This window comes from Mycobacterium sp. (genome assembly GCF_965229105.1).
In the GTDB taxonomy this organism is placed as follows: Bacteria; Actinomycetota; Actinomycetes; order Mycobacteriales; family Mycobacteriaceae; genus Mycobacterium.
In genome coordinates this window covers 2742265-2757480 of record NZ_OZ245858.1, presented here as the reverse complement: position 1 = coordinate 2757480, position 15216 = coordinate 2742265, and the positions used below count along the sequence as shown (strand labels likewise).

General features: G+C 65.8%; 16 protein-coding genes. 5 read left to right on the top strand and 11 right to left on the bottom strand.

What is annotated here, in order from left to right:
• The first annotated feature begins 86 nt into the window (after positions 1–86).
• Complete coding sequence (locus ADBZ9O_RS13085) at positions 87–932, top strand: DUF1542 domain-containing protein (protein ID WP_526531841.1); 846 nt, start codon at positions 87–89, stop codon at positions 930–932.
• 10 nt (positions 933–942) lie between these two features.
• On the top strand, positions 943–2361 hold the full coding sequence (locus tag ADBZ9O_RS13080; RefSeq protein ID WP_526531839.1) for an alpha/beta hydrolase domain-containing protein: 1419 nt from the start codon (positions 943–945) through the stop codon (positions 2359–2361).
• Here ADBZ9O_RS13080 and ADBZ9O_RS13075 read toward each other — a convergent pair.
• The 5 genes from ADBZ9O_RS13075 to ADBZ9O_RS13055 all read right to left on the bottom strand — a co-directional run bounded on the left by ADBZ9O_RS13075 (position 2358) and on the right by ADBZ9O_RS13055 (position 6523).
• Positions 2358–4049, bottom strand: a complete 1692-nt coding sequence (locus ADBZ9O_RS13075; RefSeq protein ID WP_526531837.1) for a cation:proton antiporter — start codon at positions 4047–4049, stop codon at positions 2358–2360. The genes ADBZ9O_RS13080 and ADBZ9O_RS13075 overlap by 4 nt on opposite strands.
• A 37-nt stretch (positions 4050–4086) precedes the next feature.
• Complete coding sequence (locus ADBZ9O_RS13070; RefSeq protein ID WP_526531835.1) at positions 4087–4485, bottom strand: hypothetical protein; 399 nt, start codon at positions 4483–4485, stop codon at positions 4087–4089.
• 162 nt (positions 4486–4647) lie between these two features.
• Complete coding sequence (locus ADBZ9O_RS13065; RefSeq protein WP_526531833.1) at positions 4648–5454, bottom strand: Fpg/Nei family DNA glycosylase; 807 nt, start codon at positions 5452–5454, stop codon at positions 4648–4650.
• Between the two features lie 3 nt (positions 5455–5457).
• Entirely contained in the window at positions 5458–5937 is a 480-nt protein-coding gene (locus tag ADBZ9O_RS13060) for a ribose-5-phosphate isomerase (protein ID WP_526531831.1), read from the bottom strand.
• Between the two features lie 31 nt (positions 5938–5968).
• Positions 5969–6523: a TetR/AcrR family transcriptional regulator gene (locus tag ADBZ9O_RS13055; protein WP_526531828.1), complete on the bottom strand. Its 555-nt coding sequence runs from the start codon at positions 6521–6523 to the stop codon at positions 5969–5971.
• 80 nt (positions 6524–6603) lie between these two features.
• Between ADBZ9O_RS13055 and ADBZ9O_RS13050 the strand changes: the two genes are divergently transcribed.
• Positions 6604–7557 (top strand): aldo/keto reductase, encoded by a 954-nt coding sequence (locus tag ADBZ9O_RS13050; protein ID WP_526531826.1) that lies wholly within the window; start codon positions 6604–6606, stop codon positions 7555–7557.
• On the opposite strand, the gene ADBZ9O_RS13045 is transcribed toward ADBZ9O_RS13050, so the two are convergent.
• Genes ADBZ9O_RS13045 through ADBZ9O_RS13030 form a run of 4 tightly spaced genes read right to left on the bottom strand, consistent with a single transcriptional unit; the run spans position 7489 to position 10960 of the window.
• Positions 7489–8448 carry an isopenicillin N synthase family dioxygenase gene (locus tag ADBZ9O_RS13045; protein ID WP_526531824.1) on the bottom strand — a complete coding sequence of 320 codons (960 nt, stop codon included), beginning with the start codon at positions 8446–8448 and terminating at the stop codon, positions 7489–7491. The genes ADBZ9O_RS13050 and ADBZ9O_RS13045 overlap by 69 nt on opposite strands.
• Before the next feature lie 7 nt (positions 8449–8455).
• Positions 8456–8902: a nucleoside deaminase gene (locus tag ADBZ9O_RS13040; protein WP_526531819.1), complete on the bottom strand. Its 447-nt coding sequence runs from the start codon at positions 8900–8902 to the stop codon at positions 8456–8458.
• Positions 8899–10311 carry a purine-cytosine permease family protein gene (locus tag ADBZ9O_RS13035; protein WP_526531817.1) on the bottom strand — a complete coding sequence of 471 codons (1413 nt, stop codon included), beginning with the start codon at positions 10309–10311 and terminating at the stop codon, positions 8899–8901. The genes ADBZ9O_RS13040 and ADBZ9O_RS13035 overlap by 4 nt, the downstream gene beginning before the upstream one ends.
• 46 nt (positions 10312–10357) lie before the next feature.
• Positions 10358–10960: a mycothiol-dependent nitroreductase Rv2466c family protein gene (locus ADBZ9O_RS13030; protein WP_526531815.1), complete on the bottom strand. Its 603-nt coding sequence runs from the start codon at positions 10958–10960 to the stop codon at positions 10358–10360.
• Between the two features lie 242 nt (positions 10961–11202).
• On the opposite strand from ADBZ9O_RS13030, the gene ADBZ9O_RS13025 reads away from it, so the two are divergent.
• Both ADBZ9O_RS13025 and pepN read left to right on the top strand, forming a co-directional pair.
• The gene (locus tag ADBZ9O_RS13025; protein WP_526531813.1) at positions 11203–11700 is read left to right on the top strand and encodes a DUF732 domain-containing protein; all 498 of its coding nucleotides are present in this window, start codon (positions 11203–11205) and stop codon (positions 11698–11700) included.
• A 49-nt stretch (positions 11701–11749) separates the two neighbouring features.
• A complete protein-coding gene (gene pepN, locus ADBZ9O_RS13020) occupies positions 11750–14320 on the top strand; it encodes an aminopeptidase N (RefSeq protein WP_526531811.1) in 2571 nt (856 codons plus the stop codon).
• Positions 14321–14477: 157 nt separating this feature from the next.
• On the opposite strand, the gene ADBZ9O_RS13015 is transcribed toward pepN, so the two are convergent.
• A complete protein-coding gene (locus ADBZ9O_RS13015; protein WP_526531809.1) occupies positions 14478–14957 on the bottom strand; it encodes a DUF5130 family protein in 480 nt (159 codons plus the stop codon).
• Positions 14944–15177: an aa3-type cytochrome oxidase subunit CtaJ gene (gene ctaJ, locus ADBZ9O_RS13010; RefSeq protein WP_526531807.1), complete on the bottom strand. Its 234-nt coding sequence runs from the start codon at positions 15175–15177 to the stop codon at positions 14944–14946. Before ctaJ ends, ADBZ9O_RS13015 begins: the two co-directional genes overlap by 14 nt.
• Positions 15178–15216: the final 39 nt, after the last annotated feature.

Below are 15216 nucleotides of genomic sequence, written 5' to 3'. Positions count from 1 at the left end.
TCACCTCTGCCCAAGGAACTCATCGACCACCCCCAGCGTTGTAAAGCCATGCTGAGTGCTTGTTTCCTGTGGGTACGCTGGACGTCATGAACGGCGTCCTGCTCGTCCTGATCATCATTGTCGTCGCTGCCATCGCACTGGCCGTGGTGTCGTCATCACGTGCGTCGGGGAAGCGGAATGCCGCGTCGCTGGCCGACGCCAAAGCCGACGCCCGTCGCCTCATCGAACGCCTCGGCGGGCAGGTGATCGGCCTGACCGGCACCGATGAAGCCTCCAAGCAGGCGCTTGCCGACGCGTCGGAGCGCTACACCGCGGCGGGTTCACAGATCGAGCAGGCCACCACCGCCAAGCAGGCGCTGCTGGCTAAGGAGAGCGCCGTAGAAGGGCTCTACTACGTGCGCGCCGCGCGCGTCGCGATGGGAATGGATCCGGGACCGGAGCTCGAGACGCTGGCCGGACAACGCTCCGCGGGCACCGTCACCGAGGACCGCCGGGTGGAGTTCGAAGGCCGTCAGATCGAAGCCTCCCCGTCGCCGTCGCAGAACACACCGAACTATTACCCCGGCGGCCGCGTGGCCGGACGCCCGGTCCCCGCGGGCTGGTATTCCGAACCGTGGTGGAAACCGGCGTTGGTCGCCGGCGCCTGGGGCCTCGGTTCGGTACTGCTGTTCGATGCGATGTTCTCCGGCATGTCCGGCTCGGGCTACGAGCAGGGCTTCGCCCAGGGCTTTGATCAGGGCCAGGACGCCGGGTTCGACCAGGGCGGCGGCGACACTGGTGGCGGTGACGGCGGCGGCTGGGATGGCGGCGGCGGTGACGGCGGATGGGGCGGTGGCGGCGGCGACAGCGGTTGGGGCGGCGGCGGTGACGGCGGCGGCTGGGGCGGCGGCGATTTCGGTGGCGGCGACTTCGGCGGTTTCGGCGACTTCTAACATCGGTCAGATGTCGCAACCGATCGTCACGCCAGTTCCGGGCAAACCGAACCTGCTCCTTGGAGCATTCTCCATTGCCGATGTCGGTTACAGCGCCACCGAGTTCTTCGTCTCTGGGTCGGCCACCTCGTATTCCCTTGTCACGAAAGCCCTTTCGGATGGGCATTGGGACGCTGCGCCAGCGGATGCCGCAGACTTCACCACTCGGGTGGTCGTGCTGGCGCCGGTGGATACTGCATCGTTCAACGGCACTGTCCTGGTCGAGTGGCTCAACGTCAGCGGCGGTATCGATGCGCCTGCGCTGTGGTTCATGGCGCACCGCGAGGTGCTTCGACAGGGCTGTATGTATGTCGCCGTCTCCGCGCAACAGGTCGGAGTCCAGGGCGGAGCCAGCCTCAACGGTCTCGATATGTCGCTGAAAACGCTTGATCCGCAACGGTATGCGTCGCTGTCGCATCCCGGCGACGCTTTCTCCTACGACATATTCACCCACGTCGGCCGGTTGGTCCGCAGCGGTGAGCTGACGGCACCGAATCTAGACGCCCCCGACGCCATCGAAGCGGTTGTGGCAGTGGGTGAATCGCAGTCAGCGATGTTCCTGACCACCTACATCAATGCCGTGGACCCGCTGGCAGGAGTATTCGACGGCTTTTTGGTCCATTCGCGGTTCGGTCCCGCCGCCCCACTGGACGGCCAGTCGATTCTCGACTCACCCGATGTGCCCCAACAGGTCCGGTTCCGGCCCAGGCTTCGGGTGCCGACGATGACGGTGATCACCGAAACTGACCTGATCGACGGTCGGCTACCGGGCTATCACGCGGCCCGGCAACCGGACAACGGCATGCTGCGGACGTGGGAGATCCCGGGGACGGCGCACGCCGATAACTACACAATCCAGGTCGCGCCGATCGACACCGGTGCGGCACCGCTGAGCGATATCGTCGCGGCCTATGCGCCCACCGACACGCTGATGGGCCGGCAGTTGGCGCACTCCATCAACTTCGCACCTCAGCACCACTACGTGCTGCAGGCGGCGTTGGCCGGGTTGTGTTCGTGGGTGCGCGACGGTGACCCAGCCCCGTCCGGCCCGCTGCTGCAGCTGACGGATGACGCTCCGCCTCAGTTGCAGCTCGACGCAGCCGGTATCGCCGTCGGTGGCATCCGAACCCCGTGGGTGGATGTGCCCATTGCCCGCACGTCCGGCGTCGTCGACAGTGACGTCGATATGGCGTTCCTGTTCGGCTCGGGGGAACTGTTCGACGCCGATACACTGGCGCGGCGCTATCCCGGTGGTGTCGAGGACTACCTCGAACGCTTCACTGCTGCACTCGAACTGGCGATCGCCGGGGGGTTCATCGTGCCCGAGGACCGCGCCGAGATCCTTGACCTGGCCTCCGCGAACTTCCCGGCCACCTACCCCGCCGGTTAAAGCCGGCTTTCCAGCCGCGCGGACACGCCGGCCTCCTGCAGGTCGAGGCGCTCGAGCATCGCGCGGACCGCCTCGTCGTCGATCGTGCCGGAGTCCCGCTCGCCGATCAGCGCCGCTCGCTGGGCGGCGAGCACATCCCGGTAGAGCGCCGCGAACACTTCGGCCCGCAGGGTGTGGGCTTCTGGGTCGGGCATTTCGTCGGCGTCCTGGGATTGCCGGGCGACCAGATTGCGAATTTCGGTGAGCACCCGTGGGTCGAGGCCGTCGGGTGGATTCGCCCGGAAACCGGCGAACACCTCATCGGCCGCCTCGTGCACCAGCCGTTCGGCTTTCAGCGTTTCTTCCCGGTCGTAGATGGTGTCGTCGTCATGCGACGACAGCTTGAGGCGACGGATCAGCAGCGGCAGCGTCCAGCCCTGCAGCAGCAGCGTGCCGACGCTGACCACAAACGCGATGGCCTGGATGGTCGCGCGCTCCGGGAACGGTTCACCGGAGACCGTGGTGAGCGGGATGGCGGCGGCCGCGGCCAGCGTCACCACCCCCCGCATCCCCGTCCACGACACCACCACACTGTCCTGCCAGGACAGGGTGCGGCGGTCGATCATCGACCGCCATTTCCCCGGCTCTCGTCGCCGCTTGCGAGTACCCAGCGCACCGCGGCCGCCGTGTTCGGGAACCGGCACGCTGAGCCGCGATTCGACGTGGCGAGAGAGCACCCCGCGACCGAACATCAAAAACACCGACACGGGCCGGATCACCAGCACCACCAGCAGGACGATCGCCGATGCGACGAACACTTCCGTCAGCGACTCGTGCGCCTCGCGCAGGTCTTCGAGGACGAACCGCAGATGCAGGCCGATATAGGCGAAAACGAACGCCTCCAACAGGACGTCGACCGAGTTCCAGACGTAGCGTTCCTGCAACCGTGTCTGGTAGCCGGACCCCAGCGTCCCGCTACCGACGACGAACCCGGCCACCACCACCGCCAGCACCCCGGAGGCGTGAATTTCTTCGGCGGCGAGGAAGGCGGCGAAAGGCACCACCAACCCCTGGACCGTCTCCAGTCCCGGACTCGCCAATCGCTTGCGGATCCACAGTGTCACGTAACCCAGCGCGGCACCCACGATGGGGCCGAGGACGGCGCTGTAGCCGAAGAGCAGCAACGGGTTGGCGATGAACGTGTGGGTACCGGCTACCTGAGCGACGGCCACCGAGAACAGCGCCAACGCGGCGGCATCGTTGATCAGGCTCTCCCCGGTCAGGATGGCCATCACCTTTTTGGGCAGTCCGAGTTTGCGGCCGACGGCGACGGCGGTGACCGCGTCGGGTGGGGCCACGATCGCACCCAAGACCAACGCAGTGCCGAAGGTCAACGGCACGACCACCAGCCATGCCGACACCGCTGCCACCGCGAAGGCCGTGACCACCACCAGCCCGACACCCAGGCCGAGGATCGGGCGGATATTGCGCACGAACGTCGGAAAGGAGAAATTCAACGCCGCCGAGTACAGCAGCGGCGGCAGCACCACGGCGAGCAGGATGTGGGAGTCGAGTTCGGGAGCCTCGAAGCCCGGCAGGAACGAGACGGCGATGCCCACCACGACGATGATCAGCGCCGGTTCGAGGCCGCGCCGGCGTGCCAAAGCGGTGACCACGATCGCACCGACGACAACCAGGATCAGTTCCACCCGCAGATTGTCCCGTCAAATGCGGTGACGCGCCCGGTCAGTGCTGGCAGATGCCCGCCGCCTCTGCCTGGCGCCGCTTCTCGTCGGCCAGGACACGGTTTTGTCTCGCGGCGTTGCGGTGTGCTTCGGCGGCGTGCAGGTGTGAAATGCGCAGGAGATCGCGTTCGAGGGCAGCGGCGGCGGCGTGGACCCTGGCGGTGCTCTCATGTGCAAGCGCCGTCCGTTCATATTGATTGGCTGCACCCAAGTGCGCCTCGGCGGCGTAGAGCGCAGCCTCGGCCGCCCGCGCCCGGGCCCGCTCCGCATCATCGCGGGTGGATGCGAGCGTGTGGGACAACTGCTCAAGGCGCTGTCGCAACTCGTCGATACGTTCTTGACTTGTCGCGATCCTCAGCTTCGCCCGTAGTGCGCGTTCCTCTCCATCACCGATGGCCAACGCTTCTACCCCCCTCCCCTTGACGCAGCACGCCACCCCAGAAATGCGTCGCTTCTGACCTACGAAGAGATCGGATTACCCGAACCTGCCCGGCCGAGACAGCCACTGGGCGATTGCGCTGTGGTTCATTGTGCACGCGCCCACCGAGGGATGTGGGCAAACTCAGGTCTGGCAGTGGGGGCACCAGAAGACGTTGCGACCTTCCAGTTCCACGGTGCGGATCGCTGTGGAGCAGACCCGGCAGGGGTCACCGGCCCGGCGGTACACGTAGGTGCGCGGCCGGTGCGGCCGGTACGACGGGGCGCCGTGGTCATCTTCGGGACGGACCACCACGATGGTGCCGCGTCGCACCCCGACTTTCATCAACGCCACCAGGTCGGTCCACATCGCGTCGAATTCGTCGGCGCTGATCTGCACACCGGGTCGGAACGGGTCGATGCGGTGGCGGTAGAGCAGTTCGTTGCGGTACACGTTGCCGATTCCGGCAATGATCGACTGGTCCATCAGCAGTGCGCCGATAGGTCTGCGGGACTTGGTGATCCGCGCCCAAGCCGGTGAAGGATCGGCGTCGGGGCGCAACGGGTCGGGTCCGAGTTTGGCGATGACATCGGCGATCTCGGCCTTGGCGATCACTTCACACACCGTCGGGCCGCGCAGATCGGTGCCGTACTCGGCGCCGATCATCCGCATCCGCACCTGGCCCACCGGATCGGGAATCTCGTCGACGTCGGCCGCCGGGAACTCGGTGAACGTCCCGTACAGGCCGAGGTGCACATGCACGGTGCTGCCGCCGTCGTACTCGTGGAACAGGTGCTTACCCCACGCGTGGGCCTTGCGCAGGATGCGGCCGTCGACCGTGGCGGCACCGTCGACGAAGCGGCCTTGGGGGCTACCGACGCGCACCACCGCACGACCGAACCGGCGTTGGTGCAGCCGGGCCAGTCGGTGCAGTGTGTGACCTTCTGGCATGGGCTACGCGGGTGCGCCAGGCACTGGCGGCGCCACGTGATCTTTCTCGTACTGGGAGAGGATGTCGATACGCCGTTGGTGCCGTTCGGCACCCGACCATGGCGTGGTCAGGAACGCATCGACGATGGCGAGAACCTCGGGCCATTCGTGCATCCGGCCACCAATGCCGATCACCCTGGCGTTGTTGTGTTCCCTTGCCAGCGAAGCGGTTTCGACGCTCCAGCCCAGTGCACAGCGGATCCCCGGCACCTTGTTGGCGGCGATCTGCTCACCGTTGCCCGATCCCCCGAGCACGATGCCGAGACTGTCTGGGTCGTCGCGAGTTTTCAGAGCGGCGGCGATGCAGAACGCCGGGTAGTCGTCGGCGGCGTCGTAGACGTAGGCCCCGCAGTCGATCGGCTCGTGCCCGGTCGCCTTGAGGTGCTCGATGATCTTCTCTTTGTACTCGAAGCCGGCATGGTCAGAGCCGAGGTAAACGCGCATGGCGGTAACCCTACTTCGCGCGTCGCGGGGCTCAGCGGGTTGTCACCAGAGCATCGACCAACAGATCGAGCATGCGTTGCGTCTGCTCGGTGGAGTGGCTAGCCAGGAAGATGCCGATCAGGCTGGATACGACGTCGTCGGCGTGGACGTCGGCGCGCAGACTGCCGTCTTCGGCGCCGGCTTTCAGCAAGGTCTCGACCGCACCGACGACGCTCTCTCGGGTCTGACTGGGCTGCACGGCACCGGAGGCGAACATCGCGTGCAGCGATTGAGCCATCCCCCGCTTCGCCGCGACGAACCCGGCGTACCGATCCATCCATCGGCGCAGCGCCGTCACGGGTGGATGCTGGCCGAGCAACTCCCCAGCCGAGGCCGCTACCTCAGCGAGTTCGTTGCAGAAGACAGCTTCGACCAGCGCCTCGCGGTTGGGGAAGTGCCGGTACAGCGTGCCGATGCCGACGCCGGCGTCACGGGCGATGCCCTCCAGCGAGACGGTGGTGCCGTCGCTGGCGGTGAAGGCGGCGGTCGCCGCTGCGATGAGGCTATTTCGGTTGCGCGATGCATCGGCACGGACGCGATCAGCCATAGCGGAGGTGCCTCCGTTTCTGCTACGGTCGATTAAGCGGAGGTTCCTCCGCCTTTGCCCAGTATGCCCTGAGGAGCACCATGGCACCCACGCAACACCCCGGCGGTCTCGGCCACATCGGCGAACTACCCGTGGCCCGAATCGGTTACGGGGCGATGTTCCGGGACGACACGATGTCGATGGACGATTCAGACGCGTTGCTGCGTCGGGCTATCGACCTGGGGATCAACCACATCGACACCGCCTCGTTCTACTCCGACGGCGAGGTCAACCGGCGCATCCGCCACGCGCTGGCGCCCTTTCCTACAGACCTCGTCATCGTCAGCAAGGTCGGTGCCCGCAGCGTCGCCGGTGACATCCCCCTGGCACCCGCCCAGAAGCCCGCGGATCTGCGGGCCGCCGTCGAGGCCGATCTGACGCAACTGGGTATCGACCGGGTACCGGTGGTGAACTTGCGCCGACTCGACCTCGGACCGGGTCTGCGGGCCGAGGGTGATCAGATCGTCGACCTCGACGACCAACTGGCCGAGATGATCGCGTTGCGCGACGAGGGCAAGATCGGCGCGATCGGGATCAGCGCCGTTCCACTCGACGTGGTGGAACGGGCCTTACCCGCGGGCATCGTCTGCGTCCAGAACGCGTACAGCGTGCTCGATCGCAGCCAGGAAGCCACCCTCGATTTCTGCACCGCACAGGACATCGCCTGGGCGCCATACTTTCCGCTCGGGTCGTCCTTTCCTGGCTTTCCCAAGGTGGCCGATAACGCCGTCGTGCGCCGCATCGCCGGCGAAATCGGTGCGACGCCGGCCCAAGTTGGACTGGCCTGGCTACTGGCCCACGCGCCGAACACCCTGCTGATCGCGGGAACCGTCTCGATCGGCCATCTCCAGGACAACGTGCAGGCAGGCGAAATCACGTTGACCGCCGCGCAGCTCGCCGAACTCGACGCGGTGCCGAACGCGGAGCTACCCCACGGTGATGGCGTCGAGGCGTTCCTTGATGAAGTCCGAACAAGTCACGGGGTGCAGTCCTGACACCTTCCCGATCGGCGGTTCCATCGGCGTGACCAGCGCATCGTGGTTGGCCTCATAGAAGTAGATCAGTGACACCAGATCTTCTTCAGGGGCGTGCGGCTGCGGCGGCAGGACGCGGTGCCGTCCCGACGGCCATCGCCGCCCGCTCCAATACTCAAGCAGGTCACCGATATTGACCGTCAACGCACCCGGTTCCCACGGGGCGTCCTCCCAGCCCTGCGCCTCGGAGTAGACCTGCAGTCCCCCGGCGCCGGGTTCGCGGTCCAAGACGGTGACGGTGCCGAAATCGGTGTGCGGTCCGATGCGGAACTGGCCCGGCTCGGGCTCGCCGACCACGCTGACCGGTGGATAGTGGTTGATATTCATCGTCCACGTCGGCCGGTCGGCCAGGGCCGCGAACGGGTTGGCGGGCAGGCCAAGGGCCCGCGCGAACAGCGCGAGCAGGTCGTCGCTGACTTTGCGCATCGCCGCGGTGTACTCATCGACCAACGCATGCAGTGCCGGTACCTCTGCGGGCCACACGTTGGGGGCGAACCAGATTCGGTCCACGTCCTCGTCGCCGGTGGCGGTTTCGGCGCCCAGGCTGTAGCTCTCCTTGAGATCCGGCGGCGTCTCGGTGCCTTCGGCGTAGGCGTTGGCCTCCGCGCCGGGGCCGATCCAGCCATGCCCGCCGACCGGCACCGAGTAACGCTGCTTGACCTCATGGGGCAGGGCGAAGAATTCCCGGCTGGCGGCGCGCACCCTGGCGGCCAGGTCGGTGTCGACACCGTGACCGGTGACGACGATGAAACCGGCGCGCTGTAGACCTTCGTCGACTTCGGCAGCCACCTCGTCGGCGGCCGCGCCGCCGGCATACCAGCGCGAAATGTCAATGGTGGCAATAGCACTCATCGCATCCTCATTCTGCAACCCCGATGTCCTCGTTCCATACCGCCGGGTTGGCCGCGATGAATTCCGTCATCATGGACACACAGCGTTCGTCGTCGAGCAGCGTAATCGCCACACCGTGCTCGGCCAGCCAGTCGTGGCCGCCGCTGAACGTTCGGCTCTCCCCGATCACCACAGCGCCGATGTTGAACTGCCGCACCAAGCCACTGCAGTACCAGCACGGCGAGAGCGTCGTGACCATCACCGTCGAACGGTAATCACGCTGGCGTCCGGCGTTGCGGAAGGCATCGGTCTCGCCGTGCACCGACGGGTCATCGTTTTGCACCCGCCGGTTGTGGCCGCTGCCCAGCAGCACACCGTCGTTGCTGAACAGTGCGGCTCCGATCGGAATACCGCCCTCCGCCAGTCCTTTTCGGGCTTCGGCGACGGCAACCTCGAGCATCTCCTGGGGGGTCATACTCCGGAAGTGTAAACGGCGCGTTCCGCGGCGATCTTCGACCGGCACACCAGCAGGTACGCACCGCCGGCCAGCACGAAGCCCACGAAGAAGGTGATATCGCCGAGCTGCGGGACAGCCCTGGTGATGAAACCGGTGAATTTCTCCTGATTGGAGAACAACAGCACCGACACCACCAGACCGAATATGAAGGACAGCAGGCCGTTCCAGTTGGTGTAGGACCGGTCGTAGAGGAACCCGGCGATCTTCTGGCCGCGGCGCAGATACTGATCGGCGAACACCACGCCCAGCCATGGTCCGATCCAGTAGGCGATGATCAGCAGGAACGCCTCATAGCTCGCGGCGGCGTCGGGCAGTGCCCACCAGGCCACCAGGAAGCCGGCGACTCCGAAGAACACGGTGACCAGCGCGCGGGCGATGTGAGCGGGCAATTTGATCCCGATCGTCACGAACGCCATGGCACCGGAATAGATGTTGATCGAGTTGGCCGCGATCGCACCGATTGCAATGGCCAACAGGGTGGCCTTGGCGATCGGTGAGGCGAGCTCGCCGGTGAAAGCCTCAGTCGGGTTCTCGGAGATGGCCGGGCCGATGGTCACCGAGGCCGCACCGACAACTTCGAGCACCACACAGGACAGAAACAGCCCCGCGGAGGCGAACAGGCCGGTCCGGGCCGTGGACACCGTCGACGGCAGGTAGCGGGTGTAGTCGGCGGCATACGGCGTCCAGCCGGCCGCATAGCCGAACGCGGTGCCGACGGTCAGCAGGAAACCGCCCAGCGAACCGTCGCCGACCAGCGGCTCCAGCGCGGGTGCCCCGACGTGGGACTTGGTCAAGATGGCGACCGATGCGACCGCGAAGATGATCGCGAGCACCGGGAACGAATACTTTTCAAACGCCTGGACCAGGTTGTGGCCGAAGAACGCAAATGAGGTCTGGACCAGCACGATGATGACCAGACCCAGCAGCGGTCCGATGCCGAACAGCGCGGCCAGCGCGTAGGCGCCGCTGACGCTGTTGGTGGCGAACCAGCCCACGCCCGCGGTGACGGACATCAGCACCGCGGGCAGGGCATTGCCTTTGAAGCCGAACGGCAGTCTGCCGAGGACCATCTGCGGCACACCGTGCAGCGGACCACGCGCCGACAGGAAGTAGTGCGCCAGCGCCCCGAGCCCGGTGCCGATCACGATGCCGACGACGGCCTGCCAAAAGCTCATGCCGTAGACCGCGACCGCGAGCACGCCGACGAAGATGGTCGCGAACTCCAGGTTCGGCGACGTCCACGTCCAGAACAACTGGCTGGGCTTACCGTGTCGGTCAGCCTCGGCGATGAACTCGTTTCCGCCGGGTTCGACGGCGACGATCTTCTTGCCGTAGGAACCGTCGGTACTGGGCTCGGCGACTGTCATCGGTATACCGTGATGCCCGCCGTGCCGACGCGCAACCGGAGTGGCGTTAATCGAATTCGGGCGACTCCGTGCGAGACCGCTTCAGCTCCCAGAAATGCGGGTAGCTGGCGAAGATCACCGAGGCGTCCCAGAGCTTGCCGGCTTCCTCGCCGCGCGGAATGCGCGATAGCACCGGGCCGAAGAACGCGACACCGTTGACGTGGATGGTCGGGGTTCCGACGTCATCGCCGACCGCGTCCATTCCGGCATGGTGGCTCTTGCGCAGGGCCTCGTCGAATTTCTCCGACGTCGCCGCTTCGCTCAGTTCGACGGGCAGACCGGCCTCTTCAAGCGATTTGAGGATGACGTCGTCGAAATCTTTGTTGCCCTTGTTGTGAATCTCGGTGCCCATCGCGGTGTACAACGGCGAGAGGATGTCCGGCCCCTTGGCGTGCTCGGCGGCGATCGCCACCCGTACCGGGCCCCAGGCCTTCTTCATCATCTCCTGGTAGTTCTCCGGCAGGTCGCGGCCCTCGTTAAGCACGGCCAGGCTCATGACGTGGAAGTTCACCTCGATATCGCGAACCTTCTCCACTTCGAGGATCCAGCGGGAGGTGATCCAGCACCACGGGCAGAGCGGGTCAAACCAGAAATCGGCCTTGTCCTTCATTGCGTTGTTCCTCTCGATCAAGCGGCGGGCACAGACATCCTGTCAACACAACCCTGCGCGGCGACGGTGTGTTCCACATACCCGCCGGGCGGGCTACCTCAACGCCGTCGCCGGACTCGCACAGGACACGCATAGGGTGCGAACCTTTACCGGACCGTGTTACTTCTGTGACTGTTGTAGAGCAGTGTTACCCCTGCGAATGGGGTGACTGAAGTGCACTCCCCGAAATCGAGGAGTTCACTGTGACCACACCTACGGGTTATTCAAATTCTGTTGTCGGAGCGGGTATCTGGTCGATGCGCAAGCGCGTGCTCGCGGTCGCGGTGGGCGTGACAGCGCTGGCCACAGTTTCCGCGACGACGGACGTCCCCGCGGACGCTGACACCACCAGCGACGCATTCTTGGCCGCGCTGAGCAATGCCGGGATCAACTACGGCAACCCGGCCGACACGGTGTCGCTGGGCCAGTCCATCTGCCCCGCCCTGGTCGAACCGGGTAAGAACTTCGCCAGCGTCGCGTCGTCCATCCGCGGCAACAACAACGGCATCTCCCCCGAGATGTCGTCCTTTTTCACCGGGATCGCGATCTCCATGTACTGCCCGTCGATGATCAACTCCATCGGCGACGGCACCGTACTCAACCAGCTCAACGGGCTGGGCGGGCTCAACGGGCTGGGCGGACTCACCGGAATTCCGGGGCTGGACGGCTTGAGCGGTATGGGGATCCCCGGACTGACCTAACGGCCGACCGGGCGGCCAACCCGCGCTGCGACGATTAGTGTTGATCGACGTGGCACTCCCCAATCTGACTCAGGACCAGGCCCGCGAACGCGCAGCACTGGTCACCGTCGACAGTTACCGCATCGACCTCGACCTCACCACCGATGAGCGCACCTTCCGCTCCACCACCACCGTTGAGTTCAACGCCCTCGCCGGCGCCGACACGGTGCTGGACATCGCCGCCGACACGATCCGCAGCGCCAGCCTCAACGGCCACGATATCGACGTCTCCGGCTACGACGAGTCCACCGGCATCGCCCTGCGGGGCCTGGCCGAACACAACGTCGTCATCGTCGACGCCGATTGCCGCTACTCCAACACCGGCGAGGGCCTGCACCGATTTGTCGACCCCGTCGACAGCGAGATCTACCTGTACTCGCAGTTCGAAACCGCCGATGCCAAGCGGATGTTCGCCTGCTTCGACCAGCCCGACCTGAAGGCCGCCTTCGACATCACCGTCACCGCACCCGCGCATTGGCAGGTCATCTCCAACGGCGCCACCACCATGGTGGAGGACGCCGGCGCAGGCAAGCTGCACACCTTTGCGACCACACCGCGGATGAGTACCTACCTGGTGGCGTTGATCGCCGGTCCGTATGCCCGCTGGGACGACGTCTACTCCGACGAGCACGGCGAGATTCCGCTCGGCATCTTCTGCCGCGCCTCGCTGGGTGAGTTCATGGACGCCGAGCGGCTTTTCACCGAAACCAAACAGGGATTCGGCTTCTACCACAACAACTTCGGCACACCCTACGCGTTCGGCAAGTACGACCAACTCTTCGTCCCGGAGTTCAATGCCGGTGCCATGGAGAACGCCGGCGCGGTGACGTTCCTGGAGGACTACGTCTTCCGGTCCAAGGTCACCCGCTACTCCTATGAGCGGCGTGCCGAGACGGTGCTGCACGAGATGGCGCATATGTGGTTCGGCGACCTGGTCACCATGACCTGGTGGGATGACCTGTGGCTCAATGAATCCTTCGCCACCTTCGCCTCGGTGCTGTGCCAGGCCGAGGCCACCGAGTACACGCAGGCCTGGACGACGTTCGCCAACGTGGAGAAATCGTGGGCCTACCGACAGGACCAGTTACCGTCGACGCACCCCGTCGCCGCCGACATTCCCGACCTGCACGCCGTCGAGGTCAACTTCGATGGCATCACCTACGCCAAAGGCGCCAGCGTCCTCAAGCAGCTGGTGGCCTACGTCGGTCTCGAATCCTTCCTGGCCGGGCTGCGGGACTACTTCCGCGACCATGCATTCGCCAATGCCGGCTTCTCTGATCTGCTTGGCGCCCTGGAGAAGTCGTCGGGTCGCGACCTGTCGAACTGGGGGCAGCAGTGGCTCAAGACCACCGGCCTGAACACGCTGCGCGCCGATTTCGACCTTGCCGACGACGGCACCTTCACCCGTTTCGCCGTTGCCCAGAGCGGGGCGGCACCGGGCGCGGGTGAGACCAGGGTGCATCGGCTAGCGATCGGCATCTACGACGACGACCCCGTCACGGGCAAGTTGGTCCGCGTGCACCGCGAAGAGCTCGACGTCGAGGGCCCGCTCACTGAAGTCCCTGCGCTGCAGGGTGTTTCGCGCGGCAAGCTGATCCTGGTCAACGACGACGACCTCACCTACTGCTCGATCCGGCTGGATCCGGAGTCGCTGCAGACGGTGCTGTCCCGGATTGCCGATATCGCCGAACCCCTGCCGAGGACGCTGGCGTGGTCGGCGGCGTGGGAGATGACCCGCGACGCCGAACTGACCGCCCGTGATTTCGTGGCGCTGGTGATGAGCGGGGTGCACGCCGAATCCGAGGTGGGCGTCGCGCAACGGCTGTTGCTGCAGGCGCAGACCGCGCTGGGCTCCTACGCCGAGCAGGGCTGGGCGTGCGAGAACGGCTGGCCCGCGTTCGCCGACACCCTGCTCGATCTGGCGCGCGAGTCCGAAGCGGGCTCGGATCATCAGCTGGCCTTCGTCAACGCACTCTGCACGTCGGTGCTGTCGCTGCGGCACGTCGCGGTCCTGGCGACACTGCTGGACAACGAGCCGGCCGAGGTGAACCTGGCCGGGCTGGTGATCGACACCGATCTGCGCTGGCGGATCGTCACCGCTCTCGCCGCCAGCGGCGACCTGGATTCCGAAGGCATCGAATCACCGTTCATCGACGGCGAGGCCGAGAACGATCCCACGGCTGCCGGTAAGCGCCAGGCCGCAGCTGCTGCGGCAGCCAGGCCGCAGATCGCCGTCAAGGAGGCGGCCTGGGAGCAGGTCGTCGAGGATGACACCTTGGCCAATATCACCAGCCGCGCGATCATCGGTGGCTTCGTGCGACCGGGGCAGGGCGAACTACTGCTGCCCTTCACCGAGCGGTACTTCGAGGCGATTGCCCAGGTATGGGAGCGACGCTCCAGCGAGGTCGCGCAGACCGTCGTCGTCGGCCTGTACCCGTCGTGGGATATCAACCAGGCTGGGCTCGACGCCGCCGACCGATTCCTGGCCGGGGATATTCCGCCCGCGCTGCGCCGACTGGTCCTGGAAGGCCGGGCTGGTGTGGAGCGAGCGCTGAAGGCCCGCATCTTCGACGCCAGCTGACCCTTTTCCACCCCCCGCGAGCGCGCGTGTTTGTCCGGCGACACGCCGCTATATCTGGACAAATTTGCGCGCTCGCGAGGGTGTACGGCCGGACACTCACCGGGGTACGCAAAAACGCGCGTGCCCACATACAGGCACGCGCGCTTGCGAAAGAAAGCTAGGGCCGCGCGATACCGGCCGAGAGCACCCGAACCGCGCTGACCAAGCCGTCGATCAAGTTGCCCTCTTTGAAGGCGGACGCGGCGGCAGCGACACCCAGCGGGGCGGCCGATTCGGCGCCGCGGCCCTGCAGATGCGAGCCGTAGACGACCTCGATTGCCTTTTGATCAGGTGAGACCGCGATCAGCACCGCGTCATCTGGCGTGGGGACACTGGCCAGGAGCTGACGCGCCTTGGCTGCGGTGTCGGCACCGAGGTCACCGATGTAGACGGCAAACCTGGCCTTCGACGCCCGCGAGCCATATTTCAGCGCGTCATCCAACTCGACCCGATCCTTGATCGAGAACGGGTACGTCTCCGAGACCGTGCCCGGTTCGATCACGCCCGAGAGCCGCCCGCTGTAGGTCAGCGCCCAGCCGATGGGCAGATCCTCTTCAACGATCGTCGCGACGTCGCTACGCACTTCACCACTTGCCACTTGCGCCACCTCCTACTGTCAGCTCACCGGCGCCATGGCCGTGCGAGTCTCCGACGACCTCTTCGGTGGCTGCCCACAGAATCGGCGGATGCGTCCAGGACTCGGACATTGTGTACGGCTCTGGATGCGGTCCCTTGTGGCGGTAGATCAGCGCCGCCAGCACCGCGGTCAGCAGCAGCGGGATACCCACGAAAATCAGGTGAACCTCAGCGATGGACACGCGGTAAATCTATCGCACGGCCACAGCGATGTCGGGCTA